19 protein-coding genes and 1 pseudogene are annotated in these 22,584 nt (G+C 35.0%); 12 read left to right on the top strand and 8 right to left on the bottom strand.

Annotation, left to right across the window (positions count from 1 at the left end; translation table 11 throughout):
• Nucleotides 1–39: 39 nt before the first annotated feature.
• The gene (locus tag EHR07_RS14785; RefSeq protein ID WP_135745763.1) at nt 40–2,052 is read right to left on the bottom strand and encodes a neutral/alkaline non-lysosomal ceramidase N-terminal domain-containing protein; all 2,013 of its coding nucleotides are present in this window, start codon (nt 2,050–2,052) and stop codon (nt 40–42) included.
• A 225-nt stretch (nt 2,053–2,277) separates the two neighbouring features.
• Between EHR07_RS14785 and EHR07_RS14780 the strand changes: the two genes are divergently transcribed.
• The 5 genes from EHR07_RS14780 (at nt 2,278) to EHR07_RS14760 (ending at nt 8,445) form a co-directional block, all read left to right on the top strand.
• Nucleotides 2,278–2,601 carry a DUF3817 domain-containing protein gene (locus tag EHR07_RS14780; protein WP_135746315.1) on the top strand — a complete coding sequence of 108 codons (324 nt, stop codon included), beginning with the start codon at nt 2,278–2,280 and terminating at the stop codon, nt 2,599–2,601.
• A 107-nt stretch (nt 2,602–2,708) separates the two neighbouring features.
• Nucleotides 2,709–4,148, top strand: coding sequence for a lipid A deacylase LpxR family protein (locus EHR07_RS14775; protein ID WP_238778475.1), 1,440 nt, complete (start codon nt 2,709–2,711; stop codon nt 4,146–4,148).
• A gap of 92 nt (nt 4,149–4,240) precedes the next feature.
• Nucleotides 4,241–5,569 (top strand): MFS transporter, encoded by a 1,329-nt coding sequence (locus EHR07_RS14770; RefSeq protein WP_135746313.1) that lies wholly within the window; start codon nt 4,241–4,243, stop codon nt 5,567–5,569.
• Entirely contained in the window at nt 5,569–7,260 is a 1,692-nt protein-coding gene (locus EHR07_RS14765) for a glycoside hydrolase family 2 protein (RefSeq protein ID WP_135745762.1), read from the top strand. Before EHR07_RS14770 ends, EHR07_RS14765 begins: the two co-directional genes overlap by 1 nt.
• Nucleotides 7,261–7,269: 9 nt before the next feature.
• The gene (locus EHR07_RS14760; protein WP_135745761.1) at nt 7,270–8,445 is read left to right on the top strand and encodes a YheT family hydrolase; all 1,176 of its coding nucleotides are present in this window, start codon (nt 7,270–7,272) and stop codon (nt 8,443–8,445) included.
• 2 nt (nt 8,446–8,447) lie between these two features.
• Here the strand turns inward: EHR07_RS14760 and EHR07_RS14755 are convergent, their stop codons facing one another.
• Complete coding sequence (locus EHR07_RS14755; RefSeq protein WP_135745760.1) at nt 8,448–9,587, bottom strand: AraC family transcriptional regulator; 1,140 nt, start codon at nt 9,585–9,587, stop codon at nt 8,448–8,450.
• A 118-nt stretch (nt 9,588–9,705) separates the two neighbouring features.
• Here EHR07_RS14755 and EHR07_RS14750 point away from each other — a divergent pair, with 118 nt between their 5' ends.
• Together EHR07_RS14750 and EHR07_RS14745 are read left to right on the top strand one after the other, a co-directional pair.
• A complete protein-coding gene (locus EHR07_RS14750) occupies nt 9,706–10,857 on the top strand; it encodes a DJ-1/PfpI family protein (protein ID WP_238778399.1) in 1,152 nt (383 codons plus the stop codon).
• A gap of 97 nt (nt 10,858–10,954) precedes the next feature.
• Entirely contained in the window at nt 10,955–12,646 is a 1,692-nt protein-coding gene (locus EHR07_RS14745; RefSeq protein WP_135745759.1) for a methyl-accepting chemotaxis protein, read from the top strand.
• Nucleotides 12,647–12,714: 68 nt separating this feature from the next.
• Here EHR07_RS14745 and EHR07_RS14740 read toward each other — a convergent pair whose 3' ends face one another.
• The 3 genes from EHR07_RS14740 to EHR07_RS14730 form a co-directional block, all read right to left on the bottom strand.
• Nucleotides 12,715–13,260, bottom strand: a complete 546-nt coding sequence (locus EHR07_RS14740) for a DUF4334 domain-containing protein (RefSeq protein ID WP_135745758.1) — start codon at nt 13,258–13,260, stop codon at nt 12,715–12,717.
• 84 nt (nt 13,261–13,344) lie between these two features.
• A complete protein-coding gene (locus tag EHR07_RS14735) occupies nt 13,345–14,070 on the bottom strand; it encodes a flagellin family protein (protein WP_135745757.1) in 726 nt (241 codons plus the stop codon).
• A gap of 7 nt (nt 14,071–14,077) precedes the next feature.
• A complete protein-coding gene (locus EHR07_RS14730; protein WP_135745756.1) occupies nt 14,078–15,226 on the bottom strand; it encodes a hypothetical protein in 1,149 nt (382 codons plus the stop codon).
• 486 nt (nt 15,227–15,712) lie between these two features.
• On the opposite strand from EHR07_RS14730, the pseudogene EHR07_RS19220 reads away from it, so the two are divergent.
• Both EHR07_RS19220 and EHR07_RS14720 read left to right on the top strand, forming a co-directional pair.
• Nucleotides 15,713–16,190, top strand: a pseudogene (locus EHR07_RS19220) (DUF1554 domain-containing protein).
• Between the two features lie 43 nt (nt 16,191–16,233).
• Nucleotides 16,234–16,644: a CoA-binding protein gene (locus EHR07_RS14720; RefSeq protein ID WP_135745755.1), complete on the top strand. Its 411-nt coding sequence runs from the start codon at nt 16,234–16,236 to the stop codon at nt 16,642–16,644.
• 66 nt (nt 16,645–16,710) lie between these two features.
• On the opposite strand, the gene EHR07_RS14715 is transcribed toward EHR07_RS14720, so the two are convergent.
• Nucleotides 16,711–17,142, bottom strand: a complete 432-nt coding sequence (locus EHR07_RS14715) for a DoxX family protein (protein ID WP_135745754.1) — start codon at nt 17,140–17,142, stop codon at nt 16,711–16,713.
• A gap of 424 nt (nt 17,143–17,566) precedes the next feature.
• Here EHR07_RS14715 and EHR07_RS14710 point away from each other — a divergent pair, with 424 nt between their 5' ends.
• Together EHR07_RS14710 and EHR07_RS14705 are read left to right on the top strand one after the other, a co-directional pair.
• The gene (locus EHR07_RS14710) at nt 17,567–18,157 is read left to right on the top strand and encodes an HAD family hydrolase (RefSeq protein ID WP_135745753.1); all 591 of its coding nucleotides are present in this window, start codon (nt 17,567–17,569) and stop codon (nt 18,155–18,157) included.
• Between the two features lie 197 nt (nt 18,158–18,354).
• Nucleotides 18,355–19,554 carry a hypothetical protein gene (locus EHR07_RS14705; RefSeq protein ID WP_135745752.1) on the top strand — a complete coding sequence of 400 codons (1,200 nt, stop codon included), beginning with the start codon at nt 18,355–18,357 and terminating at the stop codon, nt 19,552–19,554.
• A 23-nt stretch (nt 19,555–19,577) separates the two neighbouring features.
• On the opposite strand, the gene EHR07_RS14700 is transcribed toward EHR07_RS14705, so the two are convergent.
• A complete protein-coding gene (locus EHR07_RS14700) occupies nt 19,578–20,522 on the bottom strand; it encodes a sensor histidine kinase (RefSeq protein ID WP_135745751.1) in 945 nt (314 codons plus the stop codon).
• 445 nt (nt 20,523–20,967) lie between these two features.
• Here EHR07_RS14700 and EHR07_RS14690 point away from each other — a divergent pair, with 445 nt between their 5' ends.
• Complete coding sequence (locus EHR07_RS14690; protein WP_135745749.1) at nt 20,968–21,465, top strand: YdeI/OmpD-associated family protein; 498 nt, start codon at nt 20,968–20,970, stop codon at nt 21,463–21,465.
• Nucleotides 21,466–21,489: 24 nt separating this feature from the next.
• Here EHR07_RS14690 and EHR07_RS14685 read toward each other — a convergent pair whose 3' ends face one another.
• Nucleotides 21,490–22,476 (bottom strand): M14 family zinc carboxypeptidase, encoded by a 987-nt coding sequence (locus EHR07_RS14685; protein ID WP_135745748.1) that lies wholly within the window; start codon nt 22,474–22,476, stop codon nt 21,490–21,492.
• Nucleotides 22,477–22,584: the final 108 nt, after the last annotated feature.

The raw sequence follows: 22,584 nt of genomic DNA, 5'->3' as shown, positions 1-22,584 counted from the left end.
CATATAAAAAAGGATATGGATCTTGGTGATTTTGCAATCTTATATTCCAGGTTCCGTAATGCGAAAACTAGGACATTCAATACGGTAATTAGATTTTTTTCCATCGGATCCGAGATACAATCCTTCGTGGACCAAACGGTATTCACCCGGTTTTGTTTCTTGCGACGTTTCCCAAACTAAATCCAGGCTTTCTTCTGCTCTGGCCCAAATGCCTCGTTTTTGATAGAAGAATTTGGTATCGTAGTCTGCATCGGAACGAACCGGTTTCCAAGATGCATTTTCTAGTTTTTCCACCCATAAATAAGAAGGCACTTTCGAGTAACCTACGTTAGGATTTGCAGCAGCCACCCTACAAGAAACAACTTCACCTTTTTTGTAAGACTCGGAACTTGGTTGGATTACAGACTGTGGTTTGTTTGAAACAACATCGGCAAACGGTATCTTTAAAGGATGAATACGATCCGAAAGATCTAAAGGTCTAATTGTTTGAGGAGTCGCAGGAGCTCCGTCTTTTAACTCTACTGACATTTTATGAAATTCTTGTCTTAAAGCATTCAAACTCTGAGGGCCATGTAAAGTATGACCACCTTCATAATTTTGTGTTGAATACTCTTCTGGAGTAGTAATGTATCCAGAAAAATCATTCGTTAAACCTGATAAAACTATTTCCGTAGTTTTATCTTTTAAAACTGATCGAACTTCATTTTTAAGTCTACGACTAGACATAGTTGTCACTTCATGTGGTAATACCAAAATAGTCAGTTCACCTAACATCGCTAATCCATAAGGGAGTATTTGAGGTAAACTAGGAATTGGTTTTGTTTCACCCATAGGAAACAAAACAGCTTTGGGGTTTTGACATTCTCTAAGTTCGTCGGAAGGAGATTGTAACATAAATTTTGCGATCCAATCAATGTAAAACCTACGATTTTTATTTGTCATCCCTTCATGGAATAACCAATGCCCGCCACCTTCTTCTGTAGAACCCGCAGCAAAGGAATAGCCATAGGCAGAAGGACAAGTAGTTTCCGCTTTACCCGTTCCCGAAAATTCACTGCTTACAGGATGTTTACTCATATCAATAAATCTTTGAGTATATACCAAACCACCTGACAAACGTTTTCCTTCTGATTTTAAAATTTGTTGGCTTGCAATAAATTGTCTTTTCCCAATAATAAAACTACTATCGTAAATATCTTTACCTGGGCCTGTATTGTTTAAATTAAGATTCGGAGATACATCACCTTCATTTGCTTGTGCAAAAATAGCAACATATTCGTTTAATCCTTGTTTTTTGGCCTCTGCTTCAGCAAGTAATGATGCAATACCTTTGTTGTCGGAAGAAATAAGTCTATTATCAAAAGTAATATTGGTAGGATGAACCCCATACCAGTTGACAAAACCTATTGGTACGCCAGAAACCGATACAGTAAGTTGTAACATCTCTCGGTCAATATTATCAGAATATGATTTTCTCTCTGTCTCTGGATTGGCAAGGTAAGCAGAAAGACTTCGATTGACACCAGCCTCATTTACTATTGTTTTCCCTACTGTTAATTCAGCAGGTTTCATTTTTAAATATGCTTCTTTGATGGACTCATAAATTCCATCCCTTAAGACAGCATAAGAATCCGAATAAAACTCTTTGGAATAAAAAGAAACTTCCGAATAATGAAAATGTCCAGCGGGGCCACTATGAGTGTGAGATGCGTTGATTAAAACATTCCCATAGTTAAAGGTTGGATCTAATTCTGTTTGTAATCGTTTAACAACATCTCTTTGTATTTCAAAAGGAATCCCACCTACTTCTGCCGTCACATAAGCTAAAAGTTTTTTGGAGCTTATATCACGAACAACAAGGGATCGGGCAAACTGTCTTGTATGAATCCCAAGTCCGGTTTGGTCCTCTCTAGCATAACCCCAGAACATAACACCCACAGACGGACCAGTGATGTCTTTTTTCGCCATAGCAGCTAGATACACCGGTTTCTCTTCCGACAAAAGTGGAAGAGAAAAACAAAAAAGAACAAAGAAAGAAATTCTATACTTCATGTTTCAAATTCTAAAGTGGTTCCTTTCTCTTGTCAATCCCGAACAATTGTCGACTAATTTTCTAACTGAAATCTTTTCAGGAATGAGATATACCAGTTCATTGCGCAAAATTGCAATAAAAACGGGCCAATTCCAACCTAATCCTTGCCCAAATCGAAAGAAGAAAGGCAGACGAATCAGAGAAATCCAAAAAATTGGGTTATATTGAACGACAAGGAAGTGGCAGTGTTTTCTTTACTCCAAACCAAACTAGGACGATTTCGTATTTTAGCTTTTTTAGAAGGTCTTTCTTTTCTCACGATTCTTTTTGTAACCATGCCTCTCAAATACATATACAAAAACCCAGAACCAAACAAGATAGTTGGACTCATTCATGGTTTATTGTTCCTTTTATATTTGGTAGAACTGTTTCAAGTCAAAGTAGAGTTAGAATGGAAAATGAAAAAAACATTGTTAGCGGCACTTGCATCTGTTGTTCCCTTCGGGACTTTTATAGCAGAAAAATATCTTTATTTGAAATCAGATTCAGAAGGTCCCAAAGAATCCTAAACTTTTTTCATAACATAAAGGTTTTTCATTTTCTTTGTTTTATTGGTTTGATTGCGAGCTTGAATCTGGATGCAGCACCAAAGAAGGAAAATCAAAAACCAAATTTGGTGAAATCCACAGAGTATTCTCAATCTAGTATTGAGAATACTCTTGCTAAAGCAAAGGACCAATACCAATTCCGTTTGATTATGGAAAACGATGCTTTTGGCGGTTTTTCAGATCAATATTATACAAACGGATCTCGTTTGGAATTTAATATGACTGCGGGAGAAACGAATCCAACACGAAGGATACTTGGTTATTGGAATGATTTATTTATTACTCCATCAAAAACCACCAAGTATCTTCAAGGATTTGCACTTGGACAAGAATTCTACACACCAACAAACATACAAAAGGCGGATGTTTCCTATGGTGACAGGCCATATGCGAGTCGAGCATATTTTAGTAACTCATTAACAACGGCAACTGAGGATACAAGTATCATTACAGAATTGGAACTTGGAATGATAGGCCCATCCGTTGGTGGCAAATCAGCGCAAATGAATTTCCATAATTTCATTGGTTCCCCTACTCCTCAAGGTTGGGATACACAAATTCCTAATTCTTATTCTGGTGCACTTCGTACAGAAGTAAGAAAGTTCCATCATCGATTTTTTGGGACCCAATATAATTTAAACTTAGGAAATATTCAAGCTGATGCTTCATTTGGTCTTATCTTTCGATTTGGAAATGTAGACAAAACGCCAGGCCCCGGAAGTTCTGCATTACAACCAGGTCCTCCGATCCTTCATGAAGATGGCAAAGGTTATTGGTATTTTTATGTGAATCCAGGAGGAACATTTCAATTTTATAATGCGACCATCCAAGGGTTGATGGGATCAGACAAATCTTATAAAACCCAAAATAGAAACACTGCCTTTAGCAATTGGGATAATTACTTAAATAATCCAACTCCAGAAGCAGGTGAAAGAGAGATTCAATATAAAACTTTAGCAGAAGATAATGGAAAAAATTCTCTACAAAGGTATATTTTGTTTAATGAATTTTTAGTAAAAGGAACTAATAACCCATACAATATTGGGATTAACTATCTTTTATTTAACAATATTTTTAACGGTGCCGAGGATATTGAGAAATCAACTCGTTTATTCCTTTTAAATAAATTAGCTGAACAATGGGACCAAATACCAGATAACGCTCGTGCGTTGGCTATCTATTCGATCTTTCGCCCAGAAGGTGGGAAGTTGCCGCCACAAATAAGACTTTATTCTTACGAAGTGTTATCTCAATTTATCTTGGATCCCAAACAAAGAGAAATTTTGTTACAGCTATTACGTGATGAAATTGAATTTAGAGACGAAAAAACCTATGTTGCTGATTTAAAACGTGCTGTGGGGTTTATCAAAGTTGGATTTGTTTCCGTATCCAATGCAGGCTTTTTAGCAGGAGTTCATTATAACTTTCAAACAATCGACTTTCAGTCGGGAAAAGGACTTCCACAACAACACCAATGGTTAGGTTTCCAATTCGGGAAGGTCTTTTAAAAAATGTAATTGGATCCGCTATCAAAGAAAATGGAACGAATGTCAAAATTTTTGTCGCCAACCATACCATCCTTCTCCGACACTATGCGGTGATGAACACTCATAATTTAAGCGGCCGCCTTTGGTCTGTATTGATTCTTTTTGGACTTGTCGGGCAAATTGCTTGGTCTGTAGAGAATATGTATTTTAACTTATTCATTTACAATACCATCGCAAAGAACACGTCTTCGGTAACTCTGATGGTCCAACTGAGTGGGATCGTTGCCACCTTTACGACTCTCATCGCTGGAATTTTAACCGACAAAGCAGGGAATCGACGGTATTTCATTTCCATAGGTTACTTACTTTGGGGATTACTTACCTTGTCTTTTGCATTTATCTCTAAAGAAAATACTTCCATTTGGTTTGGGTTATCCGAGGATTCCCAAATTATTAACCTAACAATTGCAATAGTCATCACACTTGATTGTATTATGACAGCCTTTGGATCCACTGCAAATGACGCCGCCTTTAATGCATTTGTAACAGATAACACAGAAAATGCGAGAAGCCTTGCAGAAGGAGTTTTGTCAGCAATGCCTCTTGTTGCAATGTTAATAGTGGCTGGTGGATTTGGAATGATTGTGAATGCTCTTGGATATCCTGGACTATTTGTCGCTGTTGGAACCATGATGTCTGTTTCTGGAATCATTGGCATTTGGCTTATTAAAGACAATCCAAACCTAAAAAAACAAAACACAAACTTTTTCTCTGACATAAGTTACGGTTTCAAATTTAGTGTAATGGAACAAAACAAAAGACTATATTTGTATTTTGTTGCCATGGGGATTTATGGAATTGCTAGTCAGGTTTATATGCCATATCTCATTATCTATATGCAGGAGTACTTAAAATTTGATGCCATTCAATATTCAATAGTACTGGCTGGGGTTATCCTAGGAGCAAGTATCATCACCATTCTTCTTGGAAAACAATTTGATGGGAAAAACAAAGACAAGTTATTAATCTATTTTTCCCTACTTTATATACTTGGAATGTTATCTCTTTATATAATGTCCAAAACTATCGACTTAAATTTAAAAACGCAAGTTATGTGGACAACAGGAATCACAAGTTTAATTTTAATAACTGGATTTGTACAAGTTTTAGCCTTACTTGGTGCACAAATTCGTGACAACACCCCCACAGAAAATACAGGGAAACTCCAGGGAATTCGTATGATCTTTTTCGTATTGATTCCTATGTATATTGGTCCTATGATCGGTGAAACCATCAACGAAAGAACAAACCTTACTTACATTGATCCCGTCAATGGAGCCACTGCACATGTACCGGCGCCGGAAATATTTTTAGCGGGAACTCTCTTTTGTTTACTTATATTTTTCCCTCTTTCGTTTTTATTCCGAGGTAAACAATCTTAATGAAAACTATTTCCCATACAGAATACCCACGACCGCAACTAGAACGTGATAGTTATATCAACTTAAACGGAGAATGGAATTTAACTCACTTCACACGAAGTAATGAACCAAAAGGCCAATATAAAATTAATGTCCCATTCTCACCGGAAACTAAAGCAAGTGGTCTTGGGCATTTTATTCTTCAGCCAAATGAACAATTAGTTTACGAACGCGAGTTTGACCTCACTACTGATTTTATTAAAGACATCACCTTACTCCATTTTGGTGCTGTCGATTATTCTTGTATCTGTTCCATTAACGGCAAAGAAGTAGGTTCGCACAAAGGTGGTTTTTTACCTTTCTCTTTTGATATTTCCCAATACATAAAAATTGGGAAAAACGAAATTAAACTTACGGTGACAGACCCCACTGATACAGGAACGCAATCGAGAGGAAAACAAAAATTAAAACGAGGTGGGATTTGGTACACCCCACAATCGGGCATCTGGCAAACCGTATGGATGGAAAGTGTTTCCAATGATTACATAAAAGATATAAAAATAACGCCAAACATAGACTCAAATTCTGTGGAAATATTAGTAACTACAGAAAGCCCCAAAATCACCATACAAGTATTAGATGGTAAAACCGTAATTGCAGAATCTTCCGAAAAAAATGCGAATATCCATATACCAAATATGGAACTTTGGTCACCGGATCATCCAAAACTCTACGGTTTACTGATCAAAACGCCTGGTGATACAATAAAATCTTATTTTGGAATGCGAAAATTCTCCATAGGATTCGATGGGAAATTTAAAAGGTTATTCTTAAACAACAAACCATATTTCCATAATGGCTTACTCGACCAAGGTTACTGGTCAGAAGGACTACTCACTCCACCAAACGACGAATCAATGGAAAAAGAAATCAAACTGATGAAAGATATGGGTTTTAATATGTTACGTAAACATATTAAAATAGAACCATTACGTTGGTATTACCATTGTGACAGACTCGGAATGTTGGTATGGCAAGATTTTGTCTGTGGAGGTGGTGCCTATGAAACATGGAAGGTTGCTTATTTACCTTTTATTGGTTGGAAAACAAAGGACACTAAGTATAAATTTTTAAATAGAACGGATGAAGTTGGTCGAAACGAATTTATTTCGGAAATGGACAAAACCGTTAATTTATTAAAAAATACTGTCAGCTTATCTGTTTGGGTTTTATTTAATGAAGGTTGGGGACAATTCGACAGCGTCCAACTAACTGAGAAGTTAAGAAAACTAGACAATACTAGAACCATCGATAGTGTCAGTGGGTGGTATGACCAAGGGCCAAATAGTAGTGATCTGAAAAGCTTACACCTTTACTACCAAAAGCTAAAAGTTCCCAAAAACGAAAGCCGAGTTATCGTACTATCTGAGTTTGGTGGTTACTCACTAAAAACAGAAGGTCACGTCTTCGATGATAAAAAACTTTTTGGCTATAAAATCCTTCCCGACAAAAAAAGTTTAGAAACTGAATACCGAAAACTTTTCGAAACAGAACTAATTCCTCTTATTGAAAAAGGATTAAGTGCATCCATTTATACACAAGTGAGCGACGTGGAAGAAGAAATCAATGGCCTTGTCACGTATGACCGCAAAGTGGTAAAGTTTGATATCGAATTTTTGCGCGAACTGAATTCTAAACTCGTTTATCAATAAGAGAGAATAATGGAAATTATCGCCAATCACCCGTTGTTTACAATTTTTACCATCCTAACTTTTAGTTTTCTATTTTATTACTTTAAGGAAGTTGTTGAAACCCCAGTTCTTAGGTTTAGTGAATCCGATTTTTTACTACGTGTGATTGAAAGATCGCCAGTTCTGACCAAAAAGTATTATCCAACATTTTGGTGTTTCAACCAACATCTGATGTTATTTCTGCTAATGTTACGCGAATATAGAACAAAACCATATCATTATGATCAATTTGAACAATTAAAAATGAAAGATGCTGGAATTACGGGACTTGCATGGTCAGGAACAAAGGACCTTGCAACTAACAGTGATTTACCAATTATTGTAGTATTTCATACAATCAGCGGTGACGAACAGGATGTTAAATCAACTGTTAAATATTTAAGAGAACGATATGGTTGGATTGTTGTTGTATGTATTCGCAGAGGACATGGAAATCTTCCACTCACCAAACCAAAAATAAATACAATGGGTTCCACCTCCGACCTAAAGGAACAATTGACCTATATTCAAAAAAGATTTCCTAAGAGAAAAATGTTTGGAGTGGGTATTTCCGCAGGATCAGGACTACTTGCGAGATACTTAGGTGAGGCAGGAGTACAAAGCAAATTTGCCGCTGCGGTAGCTGTTTCACCTGCTTATGATATTGAAAAAGCGTTTCATCGTGTTCACCCAGTATATAGTAAAATTATGGGGCAAAGAATGATTAATTATTTTTTAAAAAATCACTATGAAAGTTTATCTACATTAAGCGGTATAGAGGAACTTTTAAAAATCAAAACCATCGGAGAATTTCAAGATAAACTACATACAATTTCTGGATACAAAGATAAAGAAAACTATTATTACCATTCCAATCCCGTGTTAGTTGCAAATAAAATAAGAACCCCTCTTCTTGTTTTGAATTCAGCAGATGATCCAATTTGTGTGAATCAAAATGTATTGGAGAACCTGCATTGGTTAGAAACACTTCCCAACACAATTCATGTTCATACCAAACGAGGAAGTCATATTGCTTACTTCGAAGGATTAAAAGCGAATTCATGGTCTGACAAAGTGATTGGAGAATATTTTGCAGCGGTATTAAAAGAGAATCTACCAAAGCGAAAAGTCACGGTAAAAGCCAAAAAGAAAAGCAAACGTAAGTAATTTTACTTTTTCAACGATCGATAATTTTGAGGTGATTGACCAAAACGATCTAAAAAAAGTTTGTGAAACGAAGATTTAGAATTAAATCCAGAAGCATAAATGACACTTATGATAGTCATGTCAGGTTTTTCCAAAAGAAGCCTTGCGGCTTCCTGCAATCGAAAATGATTTACATAATTACGAAAAGTAGAATTCAAATGAACATTTAATATCTCCGAAAGTTGGTGCGTATGTAAATCCAATCGTTTTGCTAAAATCGGTAAACTTAGATTTTCATTCAAATAGAGCTGTTCTAAATTCATTATATCATCTAATCTCTGCAAAGTTTGGCCTATATCTAATCCCCTCAATCTACTTTCTTGATAACGAGCGATTCGAACTTCTGATTTAAAATTAGGAACGATTTCTTTATGATTCATTCTAAACAATAAAATTATAATCAAAAGAGATGTTAATTCGAAGCAGGCTAAAACAAAAATTTGCATAAAAAATAGCTGGGAAATTACAAAAGAAATAACAACAAACAACGAATAAACCAAAAGACAAATCAAAGGGAAAAAAGAAGTTTCTAACTTTTCTTTAGAGCTAAATTTCCATCGAAACACTCGCGTAAAAATAGAAACCATATAACCCAAAATAGATAGAACTGCAAAACCAAGCAAAAAATGGATCAAATATTCAAAGTTATAATTTTTGTTTTGGGTAAACAAACCTGTTGGAAATAACTGAAAATCGTCAGAACGAATTAAATAAACGATGAACAAACTTACTATACTTGGCAAAAAATGGGATGGACTAACTTTATAAAAATCACCTCCACTCATTTCTTCAAAGTAAATATAAACCAAAGGACCAATCAAAAGTAAACAGGGGATATGAATCCCAAAAAAATATCGATATAACTTTATCTCTCCAGATAATTCTGCATAGATATGAATTTGTAATATTCCTAAAGTAAGGAATAAAAAAGTTGCTGCGTAGTGATAAACAAAAGTTACTACGCCAGTGCTTTGTTTTTGAGAAATTAAAGTAGGGAAAACTGTAAATGGTTTTCCATTGTTTCGGCGTTGCATCGTTTCGATCCAATGGGAAACAGCCAAAAGAAACGCAACCAATGCTCCTGCCAAAGGAATCAAATTCATAAAACAATTAAGAAAAGAAAAAGTACGTTGTCTATTTTTTTATATAAAAACTAAAACTTTGTATTCCATCCGTATACGCACGGACGACAGTTTCTAATAAAAATGAAATAATTCCTGTATGAAACTTAGTAACAAAAATCCCTCAATAAAACCAAAATTCAATCAAAAACGACCTATCTTAATATCTTTAAAACTATTCACCCTTTTAATGTTTTCTTTCCTGACATTAAACCTATGGGGAGACTCACTTAAACTTAATGAAAATAAAGTAAAAGTTCATTTAAATAAACCAACACACAAGAAACCAATCATCGTTGTACTTGGAGAAAATCAATATACAGAACTCACAGACTTTATAGTTCCTTATGGAATTTTAAAACGTTCCTATCTAGCGGAAGTATATGCTATCGCTGATAAAAGAGGGAAAATAGATTTTTTCCCTGCACTCTCAATGGAAAACAACACATCTCTAGAAGACTTTGACATACTTTATCCGGAGGGATCCGATATTGTTATAGTTCCCGCCATACATAATGCAAAAAACGGAAATATCATTCATTGGATTCAAAAACAATATAAACTAGGAGCCACTATTGTTGGTGTATGCGACGGTGTTTGGACATTAGGTTATGCAGGATTATTAAAGAATAAACATGCAACAGGACATTGGTATTCCAAAGAAAAATTATCTTCTACATTTTCAGATTCAATTTGGATAAAAAACAAAAGATACGTTCAAGACCAAAGAATTATTACCACTGCAGGTGTGACTGCTTCTATCCCCATATCCTTAGCATTAGTGGAAGCACTTGGAGGCAGGAAAAAAGCAGATGAAATCGCACTAATGCTTGGTATCACAGAATGGAATTCTCAACATAATAGTGATGAATTTTATTTTGATTGGAGGCAATATCTAACGGCTACAAAAAATCTAATTTTCTTTTGGGATTATGAAACGTTAGAGATTCCTATTTATGATGGTATTGACGAAATTTCCTTAGCGTTGGTGGCCGATGTTTACTCTCGAACTTATAAATCGAAAACAATTACCATTAGATATGGAAATCATCCTATTCAAACAAAATCAGGAATCAAATTTTTATCCGAGGTGAAGGAAGAGGAAAATATAAAAAACCATACGATCTTAGAAATACCAGAAAAGAAAAAAGCATTCAATCAATTTGAACATTCGTTGAATGATGTAGAAAAAAGATACGGACTAAATACAAAACTATTCGTAAAAACACAATTGGAATTTCCTAATCATTAGCTTTCCATTATGTCACTAATTAAAACCAAAATTTCAACTTCTTCATTTTTAGGCTAGCATCCCCATTGTTTATGAAAAAACTGGAATGAGAAAACTTATGCGTTCGAAACTAAAATTATATTTTTTCCTTTCCTATTTGGCTTTTGGCTCTGCGTTGCTTTTCAGTGTAATTTTAGTTTTAAAACTACAGAATGCATTACCTGATAATTTAACAATCACTATCGGTAGTGGAATTTTCATTCTACTTATTTTGATTTTTATATTTGGATCTTTAATTAGCTCTTGGTTTAGCAATATCTTTGTTAAACTAGAAGTTGCTTTTAAAGAAGTGGGACTAGGCAATTTACAAGTGAGAATTCCTTACAAAGAAAACGATTTACTATCAGAATTTTATATAAGTTTTCATAGAATGTTACAAGCACAAGGAGAACTCATTCAACATATCAAAACATCTGCAGATATGCTCTCCTCTGATTCACAAAAAATGAAATTGGTGACTCTTGATTTTTCTAGCAATTTACAATCACAATCTGCTGCCACAGAACAAGTATCAGCATCTATAGAAGAAATTTCAGGAGTTGCAGTTTCAATCTCTAATATTGCAGAAACTAACTCGCAAAGTATGAATAATTTAACTTCAGAAGTAGACCATCTCTCACTTGCGATCGACAGAACTAGCGAACATGTGGAAGGCACTCTTGATTCCATCAAAAATATCATTGAACGGGCAGAAGCAGGTAAAAATACATTGCGAACGATGAATGAAGCAATGGATAATTTATCACAAAGTTCACTTGAAATCTCGAAAACGGTAGATGTCATTGCAAAAATCAGCGAACAAGTAAATATGTTAGCACTAAATGCGTCTATTGAAGCTGCAAGAGCTGGAGACGCAGGAAGAGGATTTGCAGTTGTAGCTGAAGAAGTTTCAAAACTAGCAGAGAGAACTGCAAGTGCCGTCAAAGGAATCGATTCGTTAATGAAAAAAAATCAAAACGATGTTTCTTTGGGGAGAGAACGGATTGAAAAAACGACAATGGAAATTCAAGAGATCATAGGAAACATCGATTCCATATCGGAAAAAATTTCAGAAGTATATTCTTCTGTGAATACTCAAAAAGATTTAAAGACAAAACTTCTTAAAGAGGCAGTCTTTGTAAAAGAAAGATCTGAAGAAATCAAAGATGCGGTAACAGAACATAAAACTGCTACAAACGAAGTAATGGTATCTGTATCTTCCATAAGCCAATCTTCTTTTAGTAATTCTGAAAGCAGCGATCTTTTTGCAGAAAAAATCACTACCATTGCCAATACTGCAGACAAATTAATTGCAATGGTTGATCTTTTTAAAACAAATATCGTTTCCGATGAGTCCTCCATTTCCCATAGAGATGAAACAACACACAAACTTCAATTTAGATCCGAAATCGGGAGCATTTACTATATCAAAGAAAAAGATTTATTAGAGGTAGTTTGGACTCCCAATTTCAGCGAAGATAAATATATCGAAATTTTAAATGAAGCATTGAATATAATTCATAAATTCAATATCCGTAAGTGGCTTGCAGATACAAGAAGGATGGGCCTTGTGTCTCGCTCTGCGCAAGAATGGGTAAATGTCAATTGGTTCCCCAAAGCAAGTAACTCTAGCCTAAGAAAAATGGCAGTTGTTGTACCGAACTCGGCATTAGCCGCCATTTCCATTGATGACCAAACTTTAAAAACAGGAAATGTGGAATTAAAATCCGTACCTAGTTTAGACGCAGGAATCGCTTGGCTAAACGATTAATAAAGGAATGATTCTTTAGATCATTGTTGGTGTATTTAATAAAATACTAACAATGATCCAAGTTTCCGTTATTTATCCCTCTCTAAAACAAAAAAGAAAGGTTGTTTCATTCCTTTATAATCCATACATCCAAACAAAGTATTTTGATTTACCTTTTTAAATACATCATGAATAGGAAGATTATCATAAATCATCGCAGCGGTAAGCTGACCACGAAACTCTATACGACGCACACGAGCCTTCGATTTAGATGTTTGAAACAAAAAACGAACCAATAAAAACAAATATTTTAAGGGCCATAAACTCGTAGAAGGAATTAGCGTCGCCAACCGAACAGGCATTAAAGAAGGATTTACTTTAAATAAGGTTTTGCCAAAGGATTTAAAAACCAATGGATGAACGTTATCTGCATCCTCAAATTTTTTTCCATACCAATTAAATGTTTCTAATGCTCCATCCATAGTATGTCCTGTATGAAATCCAGAGCCATGCCACATTCCCATCATATCTTCGATTGTAACTGTCTCCAAAGCATCAAATAACGCAAAAGAATCCTCTGTAGAATTGTTCTTTTTAGCGCGCATTTCATAAAATTTTGTTTCAAGAGTATTCATGTATAAACTGTAACCTAAACCTACTTTTCCTTATCACCATTAGGACGAAATAAATTTACAAATTCAGAGTTCAATTTTCAAACTTCAATCAAGAACAGATTGAATCCGTTTTCGTTCTTCGTTAATACGATTAATTGCTGCATCGATTTTTTTTTGGGCCTGAATGGGGTTAGAAAAAGTCAAATGCATTCCATTCAATGAAGTTAATCCTAACGAAAAGGAAGTCATAGTAGAAATATACATTCTAAAAAGTTCACCATTTTTTTCATTGATAAACCACATAGAAGCTATTCTTGAAGATTTAGCAAAATCTCCCTCAAACAATTTCATACGATTAAACTTTGCAGTCGAAGCAATTCGATTCACTTCATCAATTAATAACTCAACTTCATTTTGGAGATCGATATTATTTGATTTTTTTGGCACATCCAACTGTAAGATGGCTGATAATCGAAAGGTTATCGCAAGTAAGGTATCCAAATAGATTAAAGTTTTTTTGATGAGCAAGTTCTGTTTTTCAAAAGTTGTTTTTGCTTTCTGTGTCTGATATAATCTTTCCAACGACTTCGCAGTGGCAGCCATAAACTTTAATCTGGATTCAATAGCTTCAGGAGACCTCCTGACTACCTTTATTCTTAAAGCAGAACTCGGATTTGTATCGGTTCGAAGGATACTATTATATTCAGATTTTGAATCGAAAAGGCCACTATCAAAACGGGAAAATTTTCTTTGAGCCTTTAGAATTTGTTTATAGATAATTAACTCTCTAAATGAACTTAAAGACAATACAAGGTTATATATTAGCTTCATAAATAATTTAAGGAAAGTGTAACTTACGTTCTATTTGTAAAATGGCAAGTGCATCCTCTAATACGGAAAGAGAATAAGTCGCCATAGCAGCAGTGGAAACGGTGATGATACCACCATAGTGATCTGACAACTTTAATCTTTTACAAATATCCTTTTCTCCTCGAGTGGCACTTGAAATCTGTTCGATTACCTGAACAAGTGTTGATACTACCATTTGTTGGTTTTGTCTGTCCAAATCATGATACACTCCACTTTGCATCTGAAATGCTCTATCTTTTATAGTTCTTATGGCAGACTCTAAAGAAAGAGAACCATTCAAAAAAACAGCATCCGTTTTAATCATTTTTTTTGATTTTTGGAATTCTCTTTGATGGTTCTCAAATTTAGTTTGTGCAAAATTCAAATAATAATACCGAACTGCATATTGGTGCCATCTTGCTTTTATTGAATCCAATTGAAATAAAAACATGTTTGTAAAAGCTAAAATTTCTGATACAAACGATTCGTTGTATCTAGGAGTTCCAACTGAACCTTCGACTTCACTCCATTTTTCTGTTACATTTAAAATTAGAGGATAACTTATGATTGATTCATTTTTTTGAGATCCAAACCAAGAAACTAAACATGTCCAGGTTGACTGTATCTCTCCTGTATCACCACCGTCCTTTATAAAGTGGTCTATATCACCTACTTTGAACTTTTTTCCAAATTCGAGAATTCCATTTTGAATTTGGACTGAATCAGATTCCAATTCCTTTTTATCGTAACCCTCCAAACCATAACTAAGACACAAGTTCTGCCATACTCTCATTAGTATCATTGTAAGATGACAAACAACCTCACAACGGATAGATGTAAAATACAATGAATGATAACTTGTAACTTTTGAGTTTTCTACAAATGGATAAAGACTTTGTAATTCCGTAGCAAATATCGCCAAAAAAAAATCTAAATCCATCCCAGTTTTAAAAATTTTGACAATGAGAGAGGAGGTAACCTCTTCTGCATCATACATAGAATAAGTGGGAAGAACGTCTAAACTATTTGTGGATGAATCCTTAACGACGGATGCGGACTCTGCCCCAACCTCATTACGGATTCCCGCGACAAGTAAGGCAGTAAAAGAAAGTTTTTTTAAAAAGTCAATCCGCCGCATAGGTATTATTTAATCCTTTAAATAGAAAATTCAAGATATTAAACCATTGCAATTTATTGACAATCAAAAAACAATCCATTTAAGGTCCCACGATAAATCCAAAGAGACAAAGGTTGCTAAATATATTCATTTTTTTTAAAGAAGTTCAAGTTTCAAAAATTCTAACTAAGGATAGTTCCCCAGTCTGCGATAAAGACTACATACCAACGATATTACCTTACTTAGTATCTGGTTCTGTTTCAGGTTTAAATAGCTCAGGACTAAAACTCTCACTCAATGAAATCGTATCTTTGTCAGTTGAAAGCGGTAAAACAAGTTTATCCTTTGCGAACATAATTACTAGCGGATCCACCTAGATCGTAAAAGTATCCAACCTACCTACCTACGGGTTTGTTTTGTAATATTACAAACGAAGAAGGTATAGTTAAAAATTCTGATATAAATTCTGTTTCAGTTACGTGCGCACCTACATGAGATCCATGTAACATCTATCTTTCGAATTCAGGCTATCCCCCTAACCCAGGTAGTGCCAAAAATTTTGATACTTTATGTTCTTCCGAAGGGAATTATCCTGGAACTGGCATTTATAAAGCTATGGTAGTCGATGGAGTAACAAGGAGAGCGTCTATCAGTGCAAATTGGCGATGGACAAATTGATTGGGTCTTTGCACCGAATAGAACCTATCGTCAATCAGAAGGCGTAATTGGTACGACAAATTCGGCGGGTTTGTTTACTTCTACTTTATCACGAAGATTTTCGGCTAACTCAAAGTATTGGACAGGATTGAACTCTAACTGGACAACAAATACAAGTAATACTTGTGATTTATGGAGAAATAATACTGGTTCTTTTTCTGGAGTCATGGGCCAAGGAAATTCAACAGCCATTGCTGATATTACTGCTGGTTGGTCTGCTGATCTATGTAACGCAAGTAACCAACAATTGATCTGTGTAGAACAGTAATTTCCAGACTTGCAATTCCCGATCAATCCTTTATACTAACGTTATGAATGTAGCTGATGCCGAAATCAAATCCCTCCTGGAAACCTATAAGAAAATAAGTGTATACGGACTTAGCAATGATCCATCCAAACCTAGTCATTATGTACCTGTCTACATTCGGGACAAAGGATGGGAAGTGGTTGGAACCTATCCCAAAGAACACAACGTAGGTGGTTTCGCTATTTATAAAAACCTAAAAGAGATACCAAAGCAAGATCGAAAGTTCATTGATGTTTTTCGTAGCTCGGATAAAATTCCGGAAGTGATCGATGAGATTTTAGAATTAGGTGGGACAGAAGTCGTCTGGTTACAATTGGGTATTTCTCATCCAGAAGCTGAAAAAAAAGCTGAAGAGGCAGGCATTCGAGTTGTTTCCAACCGATGCCTCATCATTGAACATAAAAAATATTTTTAATCTAAGGAATTAATCCTGGGCCTACATTGTTTTAGCTTTCCGCTAACTTCTTTAGATCGTAAATCTTTAGGATTTTCGATTCAATTTAAAAGCGGACCAAGAACCACAACTCCAAATGGCCCAGAGGACGAGTAATGGCTGAAAGAACAATCGGATGAGCCGAGCTCTATCAGTATCTAAACCAAAAGCACTTATTCCGTTCATATATTGAGATATATTTCCAGGAAAAATCAAAACAAAAAACAAAGCAACAATCCAACCAACTTGCACTTGTTTGCTGCGAAGAAAAATCAACGACAAACCTAAACTAATTTCCACCACTCCTGAGAGTAAGACGACTAAATCAGCATTGATAGGTAACCAAGTTGGAACTTGAGCTAAGAATTCAGTTCTATGCCATGTTAGGTGACCTGTTCCAGCGAAAGCCAAAAAAGCACCAAGTAAAATACGAAGTACCGTTTGGAATACAGTTCTTTCGGGAGTGTTTGTTTGTTTCATGGAAATTTAGACGAATGTCTACTGTATTTTGGCAATTCTCAACTGGTAAAACTCCAAGGTGGGTCCACCGGCACCAAAATGATTCTGAGTCTTTTTCTCTTTTACTAATCAGCAAATAATGATTTGTCTTTTGTATAGAAAAAAACGATTCAAATACTTTTAGAAACAGATAAGTCACAACCAAAAAAAGTCTCTGGCATTTTATATACCCAAATGAATACTCTAGAACCTTTATGTACAATTTATTCAAAAACAAATTTGTCACAATGGATCGATTCTTTATCCTTACATGAAATTCATGAATATTTCCTACAAAAACGAATTTTGTCTTTGGTTCCGAAGCCATTTTTTATCAGTCTTCCAATGAATGAAAAAAACTCTTTCCGAAATATAAACTCAAAAGCCGACCTCTAAAGAAACCACAATGCGACTATTACAACAGAAAAAGAATTGGATTTTTGATATGGATGGCACTTTAACAATCGCCAAACATGATTTTGACGCCATCAAACGGGAACTAGAAATTCCTTTAGATACAGATATACTCACTTCATTATCTAAACTTCCGACAGAAGAGGCAAAAAAGAAACACGTCCTCTTGAATTCCATTGAACTAAAAATTGCGAAGTTATCCATCCCTTCCCCTGGAAGTACCGATTTATTAAGAGAACTCAACGCAAAAACAAAAAACGTAGGTATACTAACAAGAAATAGTTTTTCAAATTCGATCGAAACTTTAAAGGCTGCAGGTTTAATTCATTTTTTCCAACCGGATTTTATTTTTTGTAGAGAACGTGCCTTACCGAAACCCAACCCAGAAGGGATTTTTCGGTTAATGGATCTTTGGCAAGCGAACCCAAAAGAAACGGTTATGATCGGAGATTATCTTTTTGATTTAAGTGCGGGTAAGGCTGCCGGTGTGGAAACCATATACATAGACCCAGAAGGCAAATTTCCTTTCCAAGAATACGCTACGCATTGCCTGATGAACTTAGGCGAAATCCTAAATTTATAAAATGAAAATACTGTCTTGCCACGGAAGTTGAAGTTTTCTTGTAGTGGTATCCATGATTCATTCTAACCTAATCATTAATTCTATTATATAGAGATTATTTTTTATATTCTAATGTTCTTATTAAAAAAATAATTTTTTAAACACGAATTATTACTAATTGTGAATAAACTTTTTCCTCCAATTGTTAATAAGATTGAATGTTTTTATTTAATTTGTTTTTGATTTCAATTTTTTCACTCCTCCAAATTTCGTGTAACGGCCAGTCTACTAAAAACAATATTTCCGTCCTCTCTCTTTTGAGTTTATCTGGAGCTACTGCCGAACCAACTCTTGAAGATAAATTCCAATCAGTGCAATCTACTACTTATTACAGAAAAGATGGAAACTTACAATTCCAAGACATAGTGATAGAATATAAATTAAAAACTACGAAAGAAGATTCAGAATCAATAGTAGGATATATGGGAAATCCTAATGAAATCTCCTACAATTCGAAAACAGGAATGATTACAGGTCAGATCACACAAATAGAGGATTCATTCAATAACAACTCAATTGTATTTTCTTATTCTGATTACACAAAAAAATTCAAATTCTACCTGACTTTAAAAAAGGAAGGGAAAATTATTTCTATTCGAGAAATTACATCCACTCCACCTAACGCTCCAACTATCCCACCAAATTCCATAACCTTACCAAATGTAAGTTATGAAACGGAGCGCTCTATCTCATATAGCGGCGGAATACCAACAGAATACCAAATCATCCGTGTCAAATTTCAAGCAGATTCCGACCTATCTGCTTTCAAACGATTAGATGCTTATTTGGGTAGACCCAATATAATTAGCCTGGCTGCAGATAATTTTAATGTGATAAATTATATAAAGGTTAGCTCGTATGATAAATATGCCGGGTATTTTTTCTTTAGTTCAGGTGAGTTATATGCACCATATAAAATCATTGTAGTGGGCTCTACCAATGACGCAAAAGGAAATCGAAGCATTGATACTGTTCCGCCACCACCTCCCCCATCACCTTGTGCCGGTAGTTTGACAGCTCCTACAACTATCGGAAACTGTGCGACACATTGTTTAGTTGTCAATTTAGTAGGAAATCAAATGGAATATATTGCAAAAACATCTGTAGATACTTCCACCGAAGAGTATTTATATTTAGACTCTTCTAGCTCCACAGTAAGCGGTGGTAGCGGGCCAGTAGGACTTGAGTATATTGAACATTTTTCTCCTATCGGCATAGGTGCCTACCAAACAAACCTAAGCACATTTGATGTTACTTCTTATAACAATGCATGCGTGGTTTTGTCATCCTATCTTGTCCGAGAGGGACCAGGAGGATTTAAAGATTCATATTTGACAACAAAAGTAATAGTCCCTTAACTATATTCTAATCAAAATCCAATTCATTCAATGCGTATTGGATTTTGATTTAAAATGGGGAATCTGATTTCGATTGCCAATCCACTCTCTTTCTCTATTTTAATGGTTCCACGTAACTGTTTCACTAAATTCTTAACAAGAGTTAAGCCCATCCCTTTGCCATCCATCACGGCACTATCTATACCAAGGCCATCATCACTCACCACAAGGATAAACTGATCCTCGATTTTACCCAAACTAACCTCAATTTTACCACGATTACGATTCATAAAAGCATGCCGAAAAGAATTAGAGACCAATTCATTCAATATAAGTCCCATAGGGATGGCTCGATCTAAGTCCATCTCCAGCCCTTCTTCAATCAATTCATGTAATTCGATATTGTTTTTTTCGTTTATATAAGTTACTTTTAAATTTCCCAATATCGAATTGAATATAAGATTTAAGTCTACATAAAGTAGATTTGGGGATCCATAAATGATTTTATGAACAGATGCAATCGCCATAATTCTATTCTGTATCAATCCTAGCGAAGTGGTTAATTTAATATCATTTTCTGACTCTACCTGCATAGCGAGAAGTCCAGAAATAATTTGTAAATTATTGTTGACTCGGTGATGAATTTCTGTCAGTAACTTTGATTTTAATTTTAAATCAGACTTAATTTGTCTCTCATGTTCGGTTCTCTGAGTTTGTTCCTTTTTCAATGAATGCACATACAAAAAGATCAAGAAAAACATAGCGTAAAGATCTTTAAAAAAACCTTCATAGTCATCAAAATAGTCGATCGAATATCCATGTTCGAAAACATTCGACACACTCACGTAACACGGAATAATCGCAAGAATCAAAACAAACGCACCTTCCCCTCTGTAACTTGGCCGCTCGATTAGTTTTCTAATAATAATATAGATAGCGATTAGATATACGAATAAAGAAGAAAGATTTAGTAGAGTTATAGTATTCATTTCAACGGCCCTAAACCAATATTTCTTTTTTTAAACTTACCAAAAAAAGGATGGAAGCTAAAAAATAAAAGGAATGTTCGAGAAGATTAAAAAAATCGTGAAACCAAAAACCCTCAACCACTGTAAAAATATTACTTAGCCAAATACATAAAAAACCTAGGATCAAAAAATGAAATTTAGGGATTAAGCCAGCAGTAAGTAATCGTAACGTGATTAGTAAACCTACGCTATCAAAAATAAGATTTAAGACTTCACTGATTTGATACATAATTTACCGAAACCAAGTTACCCAAACATTTACCCAGAGGACAAACTATAACAGGATTTTGATTATGGTAAAGTGATAATTTTGTTAAAAAAGGAACATAAACCTCAAAGTCACTTCCCGAAAGAAATTTCCCAAAAAATGATTGATTAAAGCAAGTTACCTTCGTAAAAGAACGGAATGCCCGATTTTCCTTACTTAAAGTTCTCTGCCAAAATAAAAATCATTGGCATCAATCCATTTGTATTCTTACCCAAAAATATTTTAGAATCTTTGATGAATCAGGCAAAAACAGATAAAGGAAAAATTCGTGTCACACTGAAAATTGATGGTTTTGAATTTACTCAAACACTCGTTAAATATAGTGGCGACTGGCGCTTGTATTTAAACACTCCCATGCGAAAAAAAGCAAAAAAAGAAGTCGGAGACCGTGCAAATTTTGAAATCAAATTCAATCCAAACCAAAAAGTCCATCCTATTTCTGTTGAACTCAAGGAAGCTTTGGAAAAAAATATGAAGGCAAAGGAAAAATTTTATAAACTAAGCCCTTCACTCCAAAATGAATTAATGAGATACATTGCTGGATTAAAGTCAGAGAAAAGTAAAAAAGAAAACGTAACTCGAGCGATCCAATATTTACTCGGGAATGGAAAATTTTTGGGAAGAGATCTCACTTAATAAAACATGCTCCCGCTAAAAAAGCTAGTCCAAGTCGGTAAGTTTCATCTTTGCCAACCTTAATACATTTGCCAAAAACTTTCTATGACTAATGATTAACTCTTGTTTTGTTTCCCTAGTTGGATTAAAAATTCCTCTTTTCCTAAAAACTTTCCAAGGATCAAGTTGGATATCAGACCAGGTTCCAATTTCCAAAGTTAAAGGAAGAAATCTTGAACTATTCGAACTCACATTACCTTTGGTTTTTTGATATTCATCATACAAACGATCCCAAAGATCACCGTGTGTTGTATAAGTTTCACTTTGCGGGCCAAATTTATAAAGAATATGATTAAATTTCGTTGTTAAATGATTGGCAATTTTTTGAAACAAAAACTCATCTGCACATTGTGAATGTGTGCTCGCATAAGGCCACCAAACATGATCGATAGCACCAAACCCTGAATGGATATCCACAACGGGAATCATTGTGTTTTCGGCAGGTAAGAGATATTCGTTGTAAAACCTATCTAATACTTTTGATTCTGCTTGCAGAACATTCCCTCTATAATACGGGAAAAAATTCGAAATTTTATGACCTCCAAAAAAGAAAGGGGCTTTCACTGCTTCAACACCAGAATTTCTCATTAAATCAACTCCACCTGGATTTGACCTACGTTTCATGGCGACCCCACCTGGATTTAGAATAGGAATACAAACGATTCCAAGTTCACCAGATTTAATTTCCTCGTATAGTTCGGAAGTTTTGCGGGCAAAGAGATCATCCAAAAAATCTAATAATACCCTGATTCCAATGGTTTCAAGACCATGAACGCCTGCAACCAAACCAGCTACATTACGTTTGATTGCCTTTTCTTTTCCAATTTCTAAAACATAAATGGGAAATCGAAACCCTTCTGCCGTTTTTGTAGAAAATCCGAACTGTTTGAATCGAACTAATTTACCACCTAACTTAACTATTTTGAGTATTCTGTTTTCGTATCGATTAAGACGTTTCATTCCTCTAAGCATTAATATTAACCTAAGAACCTTTCGTTATATCACTAACAATCGCGAATCCATGCTGATTCAGAACCGATAGAACTCATAGTCTTAAAATGAATCCTTTTAGAGAAATTC

Source organism: Leptospira bandrabouensis, from assembly GCF_004770905.1.
Classification (GTDB): domain Bacteria; phylum Spirochaetota; class Leptospiria; order Leptospirales; family Leptospiraceae; genus Leptospira_A; species Leptospira_A bandrabouensis.
This window is presented reverse-complemented; position numbering and strand designations above follow the sequence as displayed.